The sequence below is a fragment of the Streptomyces griseicoloratus genome (genome assembly GCF_014534645.1).
Classification (GTDB): Bacteria; Actinomycetota; Actinomycetes; order Streptomycetales; family Streptomycetaceae; genus Streptomyces; species Streptomyces griseicoloratus.
In genome coordinates this window covers 25,393-40,714 of the sequence record NZ_JACVQF010000238.1, presented here as the reverse complement: position 1 = coordinate 40,714, position 15,322 = coordinate 25,393, and the positions used below count along the sequence as shown (strand labels likewise).

General features: G+C 72.9%; 12 protein-coding genes. 6 read left to right on the top strand and 6 right to left on the bottom strand.

What is annotated here, in order from left to right; translation table 11 throughout:
- Window positions 1-75: 75 nt before the first annotated feature.
- Window positions 76-711 carry a TetR family transcriptional regulator gene (locus tag H0H10_RS37675; protein ID WP_188185908.1) on the bottom strand — a complete coding sequence of 212 codons (636 nt, stop codon included), beginning with the start codon at window positions 709-711 and terminating at the stop codon, window positions 76-78.
- A 134-nt stretch (window positions 712-845) separates the two neighbouring features.
- Between H0H10_RS37675 and kbpA the strand changes: the two genes are divergently transcribed.
- The 3 genes from kbpA (at window position 846) to H0H10_RS37660 (ending at window position 4,822) form a co-directional block, all read left to right on the top strand.
- Window positions 846-1,634, top strand: a complete 789-nt coding sequence (kbpA, locus tag H0H10_RS37670; RefSeq protein WP_188185726.1) for an AfsK-binding protein KbpA — start codon at window positions 846-848, stop codon at window positions 1,632-1,634.
- Between the two features lie 197 nt (window positions 1,635-1,831).
- Entirely contained in the window at window positions 1,832-4,219 is a 2,388-nt protein-coding gene (gene afsK, locus H0H10_RS37665; RefSeq protein WP_188185725.1) for a protein serine/threonine kinase AfsK, read from the top strand.
- A gap of 66 nt (window positions 4,220-4,285) precedes the next feature.
- Complete coding sequence (locus tag H0H10_RS37660) at window positions 4,286-4,822, top strand: hypothetical protein (RefSeq protein ID WP_188185724.1); 537 nt, start codon at window positions 4,286-4,288, stop codon at window positions 4,820-4,822.
- A 231-nt stretch (window positions 4,823-5,053) separates the two neighbouring features.
- On the opposite strand, the gene afsS is transcribed toward H0H10_RS37660, so the two are convergent.
- The 3 genes from afsS to H0H10_RS37645 form a co-directional block, all read right to left on the bottom strand.
- Window positions 5,054-5,239, bottom strand: coding sequence for a regulatory protein AfsS (gene afsS, locus H0H10_RS37655; RefSeq protein WP_188185723.1), 186 nt, complete (start codon window positions 5,237-5,239; stop codon window positions 5,054-5,056).
- A gap of 221 nt (window positions 5,240-5,460) precedes the next feature.
- Entirely contained in the window at window positions 5,461-8,418 is a 2,958-nt protein-coding gene (gene afsR, locus H0H10_RS37650) for an SARP-family global regulator AfsR (protein ID WP_188185722.1), read from the bottom strand.
- A gap of 102 nt (window positions 8,419-8,520) precedes the next feature.
- Entirely contained in the window at window positions 8,521-8,922 is a 402-nt protein-coding gene (locus tag H0H10_RS37645) for a nitroreductase family deazaflavin-dependent oxidoreductase (protein WP_188185721.1), read from the bottom strand.
- 102 nt (window positions 8,923-9,024) lie between these two features.
- On the opposite strand from H0H10_RS37645, the gene H0H10_RS37640 reads away from it, so the two are divergent.
- Entirely contained in the window at window positions 9,025-9,858 is an 834-nt protein-coding gene (locus H0H10_RS37640) for an endonuclease/exonuclease/phosphatase family protein (protein WP_188185720.1), read from the top strand.
- Here the strand turns inward: H0H10_RS37640 and H0H10_RS37635 are convergent.
- Window positions 9,827-11,335: a CehA/McbA family metallohydrolase gene (locus H0H10_RS37635; RefSeq protein ID WP_188185719.1), complete on the bottom strand. Its 1,509-nt coding sequence runs from the start codon at window positions 11,333-11,335 to the stop codon at window positions 9,827-9,829. The genes H0H10_RS37640 and H0H10_RS37635 overlap by 32 nt on opposite strands.
- Before the next feature lie 238 nt (window positions 11,336-11,573).
- Here H0H10_RS37635 and H0H10_RS37630 point away from each other — a divergent pair, with 238 nt between their 5' ends.
- The gene (locus H0H10_RS37630; RefSeq protein WP_188185718.1) at window positions 11,574-14,159 is read left to right on the top strand and encodes a bifunctional FO biosynthesis protein CofGH; all 2,586 of its coding nucleotides are present in this window, start codon (window positions 11,574-11,576) and stop codon (window positions 14,157-14,159) included.
- A gap of 100 nt (window positions 14,160-14,259) precedes the next feature.
- Window positions 14,260-14,820 (top strand): hypothetical protein, encoded by a 561-nt coding sequence (locus H0H10_RS37625; RefSeq protein ID WP_188185717.1) that lies wholly within the window; start codon window positions 14,260-14,262, stop codon window positions 14,818-14,820.
- Here the strand turns inward: H0H10_RS37625 and H0H10_RS37620 are convergent.
- The gene (locus tag H0H10_RS37620; protein ID WP_188185716.1) at window positions 14,813-15,313 is read right to left on the bottom strand and encodes a DUF2165 domain-containing protein; all 501 of its coding nucleotides are present in this window, start codon (window positions 15,311-15,313) and stop codon (window positions 14,813-14,815) included. The two genes, H0H10_RS37625 and H0H10_RS37620, sit on opposite strands and share 8 nt — an antisense overlap.
- Window positions 15,314-15,322 lie beyond the last annotated feature (9 nt).

The following is a 15,322-nucleotide window of genomic DNA, read 5'->3' as shown; positions in this document are numbered from 1 at the left end:
CGGTCCACTCGGGTGAACCACCGCCTGCCAGACAGGACTTGGTGCGGACGAGGGGCCGTGCGCGCGGCCGCTCCGCTATTTCGTGGGCTTCTTGCCGGTCACCCCCAGGTAGACCAACAGCGCCAGGTTCGGCTTCAGTTCGGCCTGCTTCACTCCCGACTGGGTGAAGCCCTTCTGATGGGAGGCCACGGCCGCGAGCATCGCGACGAGCGCCCCGGCGACCGCCGCCGGGCTCACGTCCTTGTCGACCCTTCCCTTGGACTGGAGTTCGGCAACGGAATTCGATAGGGAGCTGTTCACCGGGCTGAGGATCTTCGTGCGGAGTTTGGCGAACCGCTTGTCGCCCTCCGCCGCGCCGAGGTCGACGACCCGGAGAATGGCGTCGTTGCGCCGCCAGAACTCCAGGAATCCCTCGACCAGTTCCTGCGCCGTCTGCCAGCCCGCCTTGCCGACCCACGAGCGGCCCTGGGTCAGCTCGGTCAACTCGGCAGTCTCGGAGGCCACTTCGTCGGCGATCTCCAGAACGGCGCCTTCGACATCGGGAAAATACTGGTAGAAGGTCGCGGGTGAAGTGCCCGCCTTGCGCGCGACATCGATTACTTTGACGTCCCGGTATGGTGAGGAGCTGAGCATCTCGCTGAGGCAGTCGAGCAGCTTCTGCCGCGTCGCCTGCCCGCGTCGACCGGCCACGCGGCCGTCAACGGTACGCACTTGTCCTGTCATGCCGTCAGCTTACCGACGGGTGATCGGAGCGCGATTCGGCCGACTGCAAATGGGGTGCAGGGGTGCAGAGGGGCTGGTGTGCCTGGTCTGCGCGGTGCGCGGGACGCGGTTACTTTGGCGGCATGGCCGAAAACAGGGCTTCCGGAGCCGCCGGTGGAGGGCCCGCCGGGGGCTTCGCCGAAGGCGTCCCCTGCTGGGTGGACGCGCAGCTTCCCGACGTCGGGGCGGGCAGGCGTTTCTACGGCGGGCTCTTCGGGTGGACCTTCGAGGAGACGGGGCCCGGCGCCTCCGTGTGGGCGCGACTGGGCGGCGAGCCGGTCGCCGCGCTCGTACCCAAGACGGACGGCCGTATGCCCACCGTCTGGACGGTGTACTTCGCCGCCGACGACGCCGGGGCCCTGGCCGCGCGGATCCGGGCGGCCGGCGGGCAGGTCGTCACGCCGCCGCAGCCGGTCGGCGCCCTGGGCACGAGTGCCCTCGTCGCCGACCCCCAGGGCGCCGTCTTCGCCCTGTGGCAGCCGGGCGGCCCCGCCGGAGCCCCGAGCGCCACGGGTGTCACGGGCTTCACGGGCTTCGGCAGGCGGCACGAGCCGGGCACCTTCGGCTGGGCCGAGCTGTACACCCGGGACACCGACGCGGCCAACGCCTTCTACGGGGAGCTGTTCCACGCCGCGCTCTTCGGTCCCGGCGCCGAGCCCGACTTCGGCCGCGCGCCGGTGTCCGACGTCTTCCCCGAGGAGATGCCGCCGCACTTCCTCGTCCACTTCCGGGTCGAGGACTGCGAGGCCGCGCTCGGGGAGGTGGGCCGGCTGGGCGGGCGGGTGCAGGTGCCGCCGTTCGACACCTCGTACGGCAGGGTGGCCGTGGTGACGGACGACCAGGGGGCGTCGTTCGCCCTGCTGCAGTGCTGAACGGGTCCGGCGGCGAAGGAGCGTAACCCTTTGCCGGGAATCGGGTGGGACACCCTGATTGTCCCCGGGTTCGCCACCAGCGCCTCGGACAGGAAGAATCGGGGTGCGTGCCGCCATGGCGGTGCGGTGGTGAGACGCTGCACTTCGGTCGCGTACATAAGTGGGTGGCGCGGCTCGTACGGGGAGGTGGCAGGCAAGTGGTGGATCAGCTGACGCAGCACGATCCGCGGCGGATCGGGCCGTTCGAGGTGCTGGGGCGGCTCGGCGCCGGCGGCATGGGGCTGGTCTATCTCGCGCGCTCGGCGTCCGGCCGGCGCGTGGCGATCAAGACGGTCCGGACGGAACTCGCCGAGGACCAGCTGTTCCGCGTCCGCTTCACGCGCGAGGTCGAGGCGGCCCGCGCGGTGTCCGGCTTCTACACGGCGGCCGTGGTCGACGCCGACCCGCGTGCGGCGGTGCCCTGGCTGGCCACCGCCTACGTTCCCGCTCCCTCCCTGGAGGAGATAGTGAACGAGTGCGGGCCGCTCCCGGCCCAGGCGGTGCGCTGGCTCGCGGCGGGCGTGGCCGAGGCCCTCCAGTCGATCCACGGCGCCGGACTCGTCCACCGCGACCTGAAGCCCTCCAACGTCCTCGTCGTGGAGGACGGGCCCCGGGTGATCGACTTCGGCATCGCGTCCGGCGTCTCGAACACACGTTTGACGATGACGAACGTCGCCGTCGGCACCCCCGCCTACATGTCCCCGGAGCAGGCGAAGGACTCGCGCAGCGTGACGGGCGCGAGCGACGTGTTCTCCCTCGGCTCGATGCTGGTCTTCGCGGCCACGGGCCACCCGCCGTTCCACGGGGCCAACCCCGTCGAGACGGTCTTCATGCTGCTGCGCGAGGGCCCGGACCTCGACGGCCTCCCGGACGAGCTGCGCCCGCTCATCGAGTCCTGCATGCAGATGGAGGCCGCGGCCCGCCCCAACCCCGCCGACCTCCAGGCCCAGCTCGCCCCGCACCTGTTCGGCTCCGGCTCCGACGACAGCGGTACGGCGTCGGCGTGGCTGCCCGAGCGGGCGGTGAGCCTGATCGAGAGCCGGCGCAACGGCCGGCCCGCGGTCAAGCCCGCCACGGCCGGCGGCCGCAGCGGCGGTTCGGGCGGCGCGCCCCGGCCCACCGTGCCGCCGCCCCCCTCGCACGACCCCGTCGTCCCGGCGCCGCCCGTGCACGGGCCGCCGGTGCCCGCGCCCGTCGGCGCCCCCGACACCGGGCCCGTCCGGCTGGCCGGCGCGGCGGTGCCCATCGGGCCCGGCCCGCGGGTCGCCGACACCCGGGCGGCCGCCTTCGCGGCACCCCCGCCGGAGGCCGCCCTCGCCGGCTCCTGGGCCAGGCCGCGCCCCGGCGTCAACGGCGCCGACCCCGTCGTACCCTCCGCGCCGCCCGCTCCCGCCGTGCCGCCGGAGGCGGCGGCGACCGGCTGGCGCCCCTGGCGTTTCCGCATGTCCAACGACGTCTGGGGCACGCCGTCCGTCGCCGGCGACCTCGTCTACGTCACCTCCTTCGAGGTGCACGCCCTCGACGTGGCCACCGGACGCCGGCGCTTCAAGACCCGGGACGTGGCCTGGTCGATGGCGGTCGCGGACGGGCGCATCCACGCCTCCGACGGGCCCACGCTCTTCGCCCTGGACGCCCGCGAGGGCACCGACCTCTGGCGCATCCAGACCGACGCCTGGGTCTACTCGCTCCAGGCCGACCGGGGCACGGTCGTCACCGGCACGCGCGGGGGCGGCGTCCAGGCCTGGGAGGCGGTCAACGGCCAGAAGCTGTGGGAGATCACCGGCGCCCAGACCGACTTCGAGTCGCCCGAGGCGGGCGCCGCCGTCCACGACGGCACGGTGTACGTCTGGCAGGAAGCCCGGCTGCGCGCCCTGGACGCCCGCACCGGTGACGAGCGCTGGTCGTACCCGATCGGCGACGCCGCCTCCTGCGGCGGCGTACCGGTCCGGCTGACCCGTGCGCCCGACGGCTACGTGTACGTCTCCGCCGGCACCCGCGTCCTGGCCCTGGAGGTCACCACCGGCCACGTCCGCTGGCACTTCGAGGCCCCCGCGGTCTTCCTCTCGCCGCCGGCCTTCGTGCCGGGCCCGGCGGTGACCGGCGGCGGGGTGTACCTGGCCGACTACCTCGGCACGGTCTACGCCCTCGACGCCACCGACGGCCGCGACCGCTGGCGCATCGCGACGGAGGCCCGCGCCTCGACGGACCCGGTCCTGGTGGCGGCCGGCCACGTGCACGTGGGCAGCGGCAAGGGCCTGTACACGCTGGACGCGGTCACGGGCACGCCCAAGTGGCGCTTCCAGGCGGGCGGCGACATCGTGGGCGCGCCGGCGGTGGCGGAAGGGCGCATCCACTTCGGCTCGACGGACCACCTGCTCTACACCCTCAAGGCCGACGACGGCCGCCTGCGCTGGAAGCTGGCGACGGGCGGCGAGATCACGGGCTCCCCGGTCGTCCGGGACGGCATCGTGTACGCGTGCAGCAAGGACCGGTGCGTGTACGCGCTGGACGCGGAGAAGGGAACCGGAACGGCCCGTACGACGTGACGCCGGGGTGCGGGGCCGTGGCGGGCCGGTGACATGCTCGTGACACGTGATCGTTAGGTTGGCGGCATGACGACACGGGGGCGAGCACTCAGGTTCACGGCGGTCTCGGCACTGGTGGTCCTGACCTTGACCGGCTTCTCGACGGGACGCGGGCACGGCGGCGGCAGCGGCGACGGCGGGGGCGGCGGCTGCAGCAGCTCCGGCCAGGACCACGACAGTTCCTCGTCATCGTCGTCCGGCGGAGGCGGATACCGCGACCACGACTACGACGACGACACGGACGACGACGAGACCTACGGCAGCGGAGGCGGCGGGAGCGACAGCACCCCGTACCTCCAGGACGCCACGGTCGAGCTGGTGACCTGCGCGACGAAGACGACCCCGTACGCCACGGTCGAGGTCACCAACCCCAACACCACCGAGGGCACCTTCACGGTGACCGTCGACTTCCTCGACGCCGCCGGCGACCCGGTCGACTCGGCGTACACGGACGTCACGGTCCCGGCGGGCACGACGAAGACGGCCGAGGTCCAGCTCGACGAGACCTACCTCCCTCTACTCGACCACTGCGAGCCGGCCCCGGAGGCGTCCCCGGCGGCGTAGGCAGCGGCGACGGCGTTCGGGTCGGTGAGCGGGGGTCGGCGGGTGCCGTCGATCCGGCGGTAGGTGATCGCCGACTCCGTACGGCAGGTGATCCTGATGACGGGCGAGACCATCGTTCGAGTGGTTCGAATGGATCAAGCCGCCGATTGTCCGGAACCGCCAGCTGGACGCACGTCGGCCGCGGCGGCTCCCCCTCCGCGCCGCCGCGGCCGATCCCCGCTGGGATGAGGTCTACTTGCCGTCCAGGTCCAGGGCGGGCGGGGCGGGCATGGCGTTGTCCATCGTCCTGATGCCGTCCTTGGCAGGCGGAGTCGGCATCGCGTTGTCCAGCGTGGTCACGGACTCGTCCGTGGCCGGAGGCGTGGGCATCGCGTTGTCCTGCGGAGTGGCCTCAGCATCCTTGTTCTTGTCGCTCATGATCTTCATTCCTTCGCTGCGGTGGCGATGAGTCAGGAACGCCCGCCCGGAAGCTCCCCCGCGGGCCACCGGACGGGCGTTCGGAGCCGCACGATACTTGTCGGGCCGGACTCCATGTCAGACCGTCTGCCCCCCGACGCGACGGTGTGACAGGAACGAGGGTGCCGGGAGGAGATAAACGAATGCTGAACGCCGTTCTCCGGCTGCGAGCAGCAGGGCGTTCAGGCAGCGGAGGCCGGTGTGAGCAGCGCCTGCACCTCGTCGGCCTCCGGCGCACCGTACTGTCGGAAGAGGTTGAGCGCCTCTCGCCAGCACGCCCTGGCGCGGTCCACTTGTCCCAGCCCGGCGAGCGCGCGTCCCAGGAGTGTCAGGACGCTTGCCCGCATCCGGTCGCCGCCGATACATCCCAAGGACAGGGCCTGTTCGGCGTGCTGAGCCGCCTGTGGCGGACGCTGAGCCGCCAAGTGCACCTCGGCGATGCGGTAGTTGGTGGTTCCCTGCCACAGTCGCTGTCGATGCCCCTCGAAGATACTCAGGGCGTCGGAGAACTGGCTGAGTGCCTCACTGTGGCGATCGGCTTTCGTCAGAGCGATGCCCAGGGTGAAGTGACCGTTGGCGAGGCGCATCGTGCGGCCGATCTCGAGGTGAGCCGTGAGGCCGCGATGCGCGATGGCCACGGCCTTCGCGATGTTGCCCATGCCCAGGTGGGCACGGGAAAGATTGCACAGGCTGAGCGCTTCGCCGGCGCGGTTGTCGGCCGCTCGGTAGCCTTCGATGGCCTGCTCCAGGAAGACCCTTCCTTCCGCGTACCGTCCCTGGTGCAGTGAGATGAGGCCGCGGTCGTTGGCCACCCAGCTCAGGGCAGTCGTGTCCCGCGCCGATTCAGCGAGCGACATGGCCAGCTCCGCTTCTCCGGCGGCCTGCTGGATGCGACCGGAGACCAGGAGGACGTTGGTCAGGGTCGTCCGTGCCCTGCCTTCTGCGCGAGGGTCTCCAGCGGCCTGAGCGGCATCGCAGATCGCCCTGGCTGTCGCTTCGTACTGATGGGAGTTCGCTCCGGACTCGGTCAGGTCCTTGGCCGCCCAGAGCAGGTCGACCGCTCGCCGCAGCCTGTCCGTGCCGGGGGACTGCCGTACGCAAGCCAGCAGGGGCGCTGCCTCGGTGTACAGCCAGTCCAGGGCGGCCGGTCCTTCGGCGAACGCCAGCCCGGGATACGCCGTCGGCTCCAGACCGTCCACCAACCGGTCCCCCGGCCGCTCGATCGCGTAAACGCCCGCCGCCGTAGCCAGATAGAAGTCCAGCAACCGCGACAGCGCCGCGTCCCGTTCGCTCGGTGGGTGTTCGTCGCGTTCCGCGCACGCGCGGGCGTAGAGGCGGACCAGGTCGTGGAAGCGGTAGCGGCCCGGGGCCGCCGATTCCAGCAGTGACGTGTCGACCAGGGACTCCAGCAGGTCCTCGGTCTCCTCCGCCGGCAGGTCCAGGACCGCCGCCGCGGCCGCCAGGGAGATGTCCGGGCCGTCGGCCAGGCCCAGCAGGCGGAAGGCGCGGGCCTGGGCCGGTTCCAGCTGGCCGTAGCCCAGTTCGAAGGTGGCCTTGACCGCCAGGTCGCCGGCCTGCAGTTCGTCCAGCCTGCGTCGCTCGTCCGCCAGTTTGGCGGCGAGGACGGACACCGTCCACGTGCGGCGGGCCGCGAGGCGGGACGCCGCGATGCGGATCGCCAGCGGCAGGAAGCCGCACGCCGCGACCACGTCGAGGGCGGCCTCCCGCTCCGAGGCCACCCGCTCCTCGCCCACGATCTTCGTGAAGAGCGCCAGCGCCTCGTCCGGGGACATCACGTCCAGGTCGACCAGGTGCGCGCCCGCCAGGTCCAGCATCCGCACCCGGGACGTCACCAGCGCCGCGCAGCCCTCCGTGCCCGGGAGCAGCGGACGCACCTGCGCCGCGTCGCGCGCGTTGTCCAGCAGGACCAGGACGCGACGGCCGTCCAGGACCGAGCGGTACAGGGCCGCCCGTTCCTCCAGGGTGTCGGGTATCGCCGAGTCCGCCGTGCCCAGGGCGCGCAGGAAGGAGCCCAGCACCGTCTCCGGTTCCGCCGGCCGCGCGCCCGCGCCCTGGAGGTCGACGTACAGCTGTCCGTCCGGGAACGCGGCCCGCGCTCCGTGGGCCACGTGCACCGCCAGGGTCGTTTTGCCCACGCCGCCGATGCCCGCGAGGGCCGAGACCGCCATCACCCGGCCCCCGGCCCCGGACGCCGAGGCCAGTACGTCGCTCAGCTCGCGCACGAAGGACGCCCGGCCGGTGAAGTCCGGGACCGTGGCGGGAAGCTGGGCCGGGCGTACCTGCACGGCCCCCGGTTCCGCCGTCGGCGCCGACGGCTCCGCCAGGGCCGGGTCCGCGCGCAGCACCCGCTGCTGGAGGTCCTGGAGGTCGGGGCTCGGGTCGACGCCCAGTTCGTCGGCGAGCAGGCGCCGTGTGTCCGCGTACACCGCGAGGGCCTCCGCCTGGCGTCCGCTGCGGTACAACGCCAGCATCAGCAGCTCGCGCAGGCGTTCACGCAGCGGATGCGCCGCCGTCAGCGCCGTCAGTTCCGAGACCGCCTCCGCGTGGCAGCCCTGTTCCAGGTCCATGTCCAGGCGGGACTCCAGCAACTGCAGCCGCCACTCCTCCAGGCGGGCCCGCTGCGCCTGCGCGTACGGCCCCGGCACCCCGGCCAGCACCTCGCCGTCCCACAGCGCGAGCGCCCGGCGCAGCACGTCGCGGGCGTGGCACAGGTCCCCCGCGCCGCGCGCCTTCTCCGCCTCGGCGGCCAGCTCCTGGGCGACCGCCAGGTCCAGCGCCCCGTCCGCCAGTCCCCGTACGGCATATCCGCCGGACTCGCTCACCAGGACGCCGGTCCCCAGCACCTTCCGCAGCCGGGAGGCGTACGTCCGTACCGCCGCCAGCGCCTGCGACGGCGGCTCCTCGCCCCACAGGGCGTCGATCAGCTCCGCCGCCGTGGCCGTACGGCCCTCGCGCAGCAGCAGGGCGGCCAGCAGGGCGCGTTGCTGCGGGGAGCCGGTGGTCAGCCGTTCCTCACCGCGCCAGGCGCGCACCGGTCCGAGGACGCCGAAGCGCAGCGCCTCCGACTCCGCCGGGGTGCCGGGACGCCTCTGCTCCGGCACTCGCGGTACACCGTCCATCGCCGTCCCCCTAGACATACTGAGCAACCCTGTCAGTTTGCCTTGTTCATGCCGACGTCGTCAGCCGTGGGAGACCGCGATCACAGACCCCTCACCGGCCTCTCATGCGTCCAGGTCGACGCGGATCGTCAGCAGGCCCTGCCCGGACCCCAGCGCCCGTACCGCCATGCTGTTCATGCGGGGCAGGACGCGCAGGCGGGCGACCGGGTCGTCGTCGGGGAGGAGGTGGGCGGTGCCCGTGTGCCAGCGGCCCCGCAGGCGCACCCGGACCCGCGGGTCCGCCTTGATGTTGCGGACGTACTGCGAGCGTTCGCCGAACTCCGACACCAGCCAGAAGGAGTCACCCACCCGGCGGCCGCCCACCGGGGTGCGGCGGGGCCGACCGGAGACGCGGCCGGTGGTCTCCAGGAGGGTCTGGAGCGGCAGCCGCCGGGTGACGGGGTTGGCGATCCGGCGCTGGAAGGCCGTCACGGCCCGGTACTTGGACTCGGCGTTGCTCGACATCGTTTCGACGGGCTCCCGTCTCGTATGCGACCGGTGTTCTTCCATCTTCCACGGAAAACCTCACGGGGAAGGGCTGGGGCGAGAGGTGGGACGGTGCGGGCGATGCGCGTGGTGACCTGGAACCTGTGGTGGAGGTTCGGGCCCTGGGAGGAGCGGCAGAAGGCGATCCTCGCCGTGCTGCGGGAACTGCGGCCCGACGTCGTGGGGCTCCAGGAGGTGTGGGCCGCCGACGAGGGCGGGAATCTCGCCGAGTGGCTGGCCGGCGAACTCGGCCTGCACTGGGCCTGGGCCGCCTCCGAGGCCCCCGAGCGGTGGCAGCGGCGCATCGCCGACGGCACGGTCGGCATAGGCAACGCCGTGCTCAGCCGCTGGCCGGTCGTCGAGCGGGCGGCGCTGCGGCTGCCCGTCCCCGGGGAACTCGACGACGGGCGGCTCGCCCTCTACGCCCGTCTGGACGCCCCCGGCCACCGGGTCCCCTTCTTCACCACCCACCTGACGTCGGCCCCGCAGGCCTCGGCGGTGCGCCACCGTCAGGTGGCCGCCCTCGCCGAGTTCGTCGCCGCGCACCGGCGGGGGACGGGCTTCCCTCCCGTCGTCACCGGTGACTTCAACGCCCCGCCCGACTCCGACGAGGTCCGCCTCCTGGGCGCCGGGCGGCTTTCCGACGCCTGGGTCCACGCCGGCCCGGGGGCCCCGTCCGTGACGTGGGACCGGGCCAACCCGTACGTCCCGGACAACGGGGAGCCGAGTCTGCGGATCGACTACGTCCACGTGGGCCCGCCCGGCCCCGGCGGGCTGGGACGGGTCCGGGCGGTCCGGCGGGCGGGCGACGGCCCCGTGGACGGGGTGTGGCCCTCCGACCACGCGGCCGTCGTCGCCGATCTGGACATGGGCCGGGGCGCGGTCAGCGCCGCCCCAGGAAGACCGGGTTCGTGAACGCGGCCAGCGCGCCCGGCAGCGGTCCCGCCGCCGCCTCGTGCCGCAACTCCGCCCGCACGTAGGCGGCGTACGAGGCGGTGGTCCGCCACTCGACGACCCCGGAGCCGGACACCGGCAGCGGGGCGCTGGTGAACAGCACGCCCTGGTCGGTGACGAAGCGGACCGTGCAGCGCGGGGCGCCGGTCACCTCCAGGCGTACGGTGACCGGCGTCTCGGCATCGACGTGCAGCCGCTCGCCGATGCCGGCGTGCTCGCCCCGGCCGCCGGACGCGGTGAGGGCCAGCGACACCCGGGCCGACTCGGCGACGTAGGACCGCCCGGCCCGGATGCCCTCCTGGATCGCCTCCCGGGTCAGGTCGTCGGCGAGGACGACGGTCTGGGGGCTTCCCACGACGTCCGGGTCGCGGTGGGAGTCGCTGCTGCCCATCGCCGGGATCCAGTCCCGGCCGTCGCGCACGGAGGCCACGAGCATCCCGTCCCAGTCGGCGAGCGCCACCTCGTCGTCGGGCGTGTAGGGGCCGTTCCACACCTCGACGGCGTCGGCCTCCCCGAAGCCGAACTTCCAGTTGCAGCCGATGCAGGTGGCGTGCGGGTGGGCCGGGACGACGAGGCCGCCGGCGCGGCGGATCTGGCGGGCGAACCGGCCGAAGCGGTTGTCGCGGGCCCGGTAGCGCCAGTCGACGAAGGTGCCGGGGTCGGTGCCGATCGCCACCACGTGGCCGTTGCGGGTCGTGACCTCCTCGCCCAGCAGGATGAGCAGGTCGTCGCCGGCCGCGTCGGCCCAGTGCGCGTGCGCCGAGTGCGTGTTGTGCTCGGAGGAGTTGATGAAGTCCAGGCCGGCGGCCCGTGCGAGCGCCGCGATCTCGGCCGGGGTGCGGCGGCCGTCGGAGTACCAGGAGTGCAGGTGGCAGTCGCCCCGGTACCAGGCACGGCCCCGGCCCTTGGCGCGCTCCGGCGGGTAGACGGGCCGGACGACGTCGCCCTGCTCGCCGTACGTCAGCGTGATCGTGATCTCGTACGACAGGCCCTGTGGGGCGACGGTGTACGGGCCGAGCGCGATGTGCCAGGTGCCCGGCCGGACCGGGCCCGGGATGTAGCCGGGCGTGGCGTCGTCCGCCCGTACGAAGAACTCGGTGCGCGCGCCGCCCGACCAGCCCCTGAAGCCCCGGCCGCCCAGGTCGGTGCCGCGTTCGTCGAAGATGCCGATGTCGAGGGCGTTGCCCGGCGTGCCGGCGGGGACGGCGGGCCGGTCGTAGGTGTAGGCGACCCTGATCTCCCGCACGCCGTCCGGGACTTCGACCGGGACGTACACGAAGTCGGGCGAGCCGGTGGGCAGGGTGCCGCGTACGGTCCTCGTCTGCCGGTCCCGGCCTGCCGCCGAAGCGAAGCTCACGGTTCCCAACGTAAGCGCGGCGGCGGCGCCCGTCACGAACACCGCGCGTCTGCCGATTCCGGCGTGGTCGTCCTCGCACATGCTGCTGCTCCCAGGGTGTCGATGAGTGCCATGGGTGGTGCAGGGGTGGTGCGTGCAACCCTGGTATTGAGCCGTGAACTCCCGTGCAAGGGAAGGGGATCGGCGGATTTCGGGCGAAGGGCCGCGCAGTGGACCGCGCGACGGCGCGGAGGCGCACCACGCGACGGCGCGGAGGCGCAATGCGCGCGGTGTGGCGTCGGGCGGCGCGCCCTGATCATGGCGCTCGTATGCTCGAAGGATGACGACTTCCGCGACCTCCGGAACCGGCCCCACCGAGAACTCCATGCGTCGCGCCCTCAAACGCGCCCGGGACGGCGTCGCCCTCGACGTCTCCGAGGCGGCGGTGCTGCTCCAGGCCCGCGGTGCGCACCTCGACGACCTCGCCGCCTCCGCCGCCCGGGTGCGGGACGCGGGCCTGGACGCGGCGGGCCGCCCCGGCGTCATCACCTACTCGAAGAGCGTCTTCATCCCCCTGACCCGGCTGTGCCGGGACAAGTGCCACTACTGCACCTTCGTGACCGTCCCCGGCAAGCTGCGCCGCGCCGGGCAGGGGATGTTCATGTCGCCGGACGAGGTCCTCGACATCGCCCGCAAGGGCGCGGCCCTCGGCTGCAAGGAAGCCCTCATCACCCTCGGGGACAAGCCCGAGGACCGCTGGCCGGAGGCGCGCGAGTGGCTGGACGCGCACGGCTACGACGACACGATCGCGTACGTCCGTGCCGTCTCCATCCGCATCCTGGAGGAGACCGGCCTGCTGCCCCACCTGAACCCCGGGGTCATGACCTGGACGGACTTCCAGCGCCTGAAGCCGGTCGCGCCGTCCATGGGCATGATGCTGGAGACCACGGCGACCCGCCTGTGGTCCGAGCCCGGCGGCCCGCACTTCGGCTCCCCGGACAAGGAACCGGCCGTCCGGCTGCGCGTCCTGGAGGACGCCGGCCGCTCCTCCGTGCCCTTCACCAGCGGCCTGCTGATCGGCATCGGCGAGACGTACGAGGAGCGCGCGGAGTCCCTGTTCGCGCTCCGCCGGATCTCCCGGGCCTACCACGGCATCCAGGAACTGATCATCCAGAACTTCCGCGCCAAGCCGGACACCGCGATGCGCGGCATGCCCGACGCGGAACTGGACGAACTGGTCGCCACGATCGCCGTCGCGCGGCACATCATGGGCCCGTCCGCCTGCCTCCAGGCCCCGCCGAACCTGGTGGACGCCGAGTACGAGCGGCTGATCGGCGCGGGCATCGACGACTGGGGCGGGGTCTCCCCGCTCACCATCGACCACGTCAACCCCGAGCGCCCCTGGCCGCAGATCGACGAACTCGCCGAGAGGTCCCGGGCGGCCGGCTTCGAACTGCGCGAACGCCTCTGCGTCTACCCGGAGTTCGTCAAGCGAGGCGAGCCGTGGCTCGACCCGCGCCTGCGCCCGCACGTGGCCGCGCTGGCCGACCCGGAGACGGGGCTGGCCCGCCCGGACGCGACGGTCGAGGGCCGGCCGTGGCAGGAGCCGGACGAGGTGTTCACCGCGAGCGGCCGCACCGACCTGCACCGCACCATCGACACCGACGGCCGCACCTCCGACCGCCGCGACGACTTCGACGAGGTGTACGGCGACTGGGGCGCCCTGCGCGAGGCGGCGGCCCCCGGCATGGCGCCGGAGCGCATCGACACCGACGTGCGCCAGGCGCTGGCGACGGCGGCCGACGACCCGACGAAACTGACGGACGAGGAGGCGCTGGCCCTCCTCCACGCGGACGGCCCGGCGCTGGACGCCCTGTGCCGGATCGCGGACGACGTGCGCAAGTCGGTGGTCGGCGACGACGTCACGTACATCGTCACCCGCAACATCAACTTCACCAACGTCTGCTACACAGGCTGCCGCTTCTGCGCCTTCGCCCAGCGCCGCACGGACGCCGACGCCTACACGCTCTCCCTCTCCCAGGTGGCGGACCGCGCCCAGCAGGCGTGGGAGGTGGGCGCGGTCGAGGTCTGCATGCAGGGCGGCATCCACCCGGACCTGCCGGGCACGGCGTACTTCGACATCGCCAAGGCGGTCAAGGAGCGCGTCCCCGGCATGCACGTGCACGCCTTCTCCCCGATGGAGGTCGTCAACGGCGCCACCCGCACCGGCATGTCCATCCGGGAGTGGCTGACGGCGGCCAAGGAGGCGGGCCTGGACTCGATCCCGGGCACGGCGGCGGAGATCCTGGACGACGAGGTCCGCTGGATCCTCACCAAGGGCAAGCTGCCGACGGCGACGTGGATCGAGGTCGTCGAGACGGCCCACGAGCTGGGCATCCGCTCGTCCTCGACGATGATGTACGGCCACGTCGACCAGCCCCGCCACTGGCTCGGCCACCTGCGCACGCTCGCCGGCATCCAGCAGCGGACGGGAGGCTTCACGGAGTTCGTCACCCTCCCGTTCATCCACACCAATGCCCCCGTGTACCTGGCGGGCATCGCCCGTCCGGGCCCGACCATGCGCGACAACCGGGCGGTGACGGCGATGGCCCGCCTGCTCCTGCACCCGCACATCCCCAACATCCAGACGAGCTGGGTGAAACTGGGCACGGACGGCGCGGCGGAGATGCTCCGCTCGGGGGCGAACGACCTCGGCGGCACGCTCATGGAGGAGACGATCTCGCGGATGGCGGGCTCGTCGTACGGCTCGTACAAGTCGGTCAAGGACCTGGTCGCGGTCGCGCAGGCCGCGGGCCGCCCGGCGAAGCCCCGCACCACGCTGTACGGCGAGGTCCCCGAGGAGCGTCAGCGGGCGGCCCAGGCCTCGGACGGCCACCTGCCGGAGCTGCTGCCGGTGCTGGACTGACGCCGGGCCGGGCCGGGCGGGGCAGGGCACGGGGCGGTCACAGTACGATGATCGGACCCCCGGTGTGTCGGGGTTGTCGTAGCTGAGGAGATGCGTGCCCGTGCCTGCCCGACTCCCCTCGTGGGCCTGGGTCTCCGGTCTGACCCTGGGCGCTGTCGCGGCCGTGGCGGTCCTGGCCGTGCAGGCGGACCAGGGGCCCCATCCCACCGTGGCGGCCACCAAGCCGAGCGCATCGGCGTCGGCGGGCGCGCATCCCGCCCCGGAGGCGTCCAGGCCCGCCGCCGTGCCGGACGGCTCCGGCAACGGGCGGCGCATCGTGTACTCCCTGGGCCAGAAGCGGGTCTGGCTGGTCGACGCCAGCGACGCCGCCCGGCGGACGTTCACCGTGTGGCCGGGGACGGTCAGTCCCGACCCCGGCACCTACACCATCGGGACCCGCAGGGACGCCACGACCGGCTCCGACGGGGTCCAGATCGAGCACATCGTGTACTTCGGCACCCAGGACGGCGTCTGGGTCGCCTTCTCCAACGCCGTCGACGGCTCCTCGCCCCCGCCGCCGGCCTCCGGCGCGAAGACCGGCGGCATACGCCTGCACAAGGCGGACGGCGAGGCGCTGTGGGCGTTCGGGACGACGGGGACGACGGTCGCCGTCGTCAGGTAGCCCTGCCGGTCCGGTCACCGGCCAGCTGCACGACCAGCAGCACCACGCCGCTCATCAGGAACGCCCGCGTCGCCGCGTCCAGCCCGTTCCAGTCCTCCGACTGCCACATCGCGAACCACTCGCCGCCGATGCCGATGAACCCGGCGCCGAAGAGCAGCATCACCATCAGCAGGCCGTAGGTGGAGACGTTCCGGGCGCGGGCGTGACCCCGGAGCCAGTACCAGGTACCGGCGATGAGCACGAGTGCCGTGACCGTCTCCCAGACGATGATCGCCACGTACGCCGCGTTCTGTAAGCCCTCGCTCGTGACCGCCCGCCACATCAGGTCCTCGTCCTTGAACGTGGTGTCCATGGCCAGCACATGCTGGACGAACGCCTGGTTCGTCCCGAAGTCGGTGATGTTCCCGACCGCGACCAGGGTCATGTAGAGGGCGACGGTGCCGGTGAGCAGGCTGGCGGTCAGGGGCAGGGCCCGCGAGGTGGAGGTGGTCATGCCCACCTC

What these genes read in the sequence shown, in the direction of transcription:
- kbpA (WP_188185726.1), top strand. Translation starts at nt 846, where the DNA reads ATGGCCGAAAACAGGGCTTCCGGAGCCGCCGGTGGAGGGCCCGCCGGG.
- H0H10_RS37660 (WP_188185724.1), top strand. Translation starts at nt 4,286, where the DNA reads ATGACGACACGGGGGCGAGCACTCAGGTTCACGGCGGTCTCGGCACTG.
- afsS (WP_188185723.1), bottom strand. Translation starts at nt 5,239, where the DNA reads ATGAGCGACAAGAACAAGGATGCTGAGGCCACTCCGCAGGACAACGCG.
- afsR (WP_188185722.1), bottom strand. Translation starts at nt 8,418, where the DNA reads ATGGACGGTGTACCGCGAGTGCCGGAGCAGAGGCGTCCCGGCACCCCG.
- H0H10_RS37645 (WP_188185721.1), bottom strand. Translation starts at nt 8,922, where the DNA reads ATGTCGAGCAACGCCGAGTCCAAGTACCGGGCCGTGACGGCCTTCCAG.
- H0H10_RS37640 (WP_188185720.1), top strand. Translation starts at nt 9,025, where the DNA reads ATGCGCGTGGTGACCTGGAACCTGTGGTGGAGGTTCGGGCCCTGGGAG.
- H0H10_RS37635 (WP_188185719.1), bottom strand. Translation starts at nt 11,335, where the DNA reads ATGTGCGAGGACGACCACGCCGGAATCGGCAGACGCGCGGTGTTCGTG.
- H0H10_RS37630 (WP_188185718.1), top strand. Translation starts at nt 11,574, where the DNA reads ATGACGACTTCCGCGACCTCCGGAACCGGCCCCACCGAGAACTCCATG.
- H0H10_RS37620 (WP_188185716.1), bottom strand. Translation starts at nt 15,313, where the DNA reads ATGACCACCTCCACCTCGCGGGCCCTGCCCCTGACCGCCAGCCTGCTC.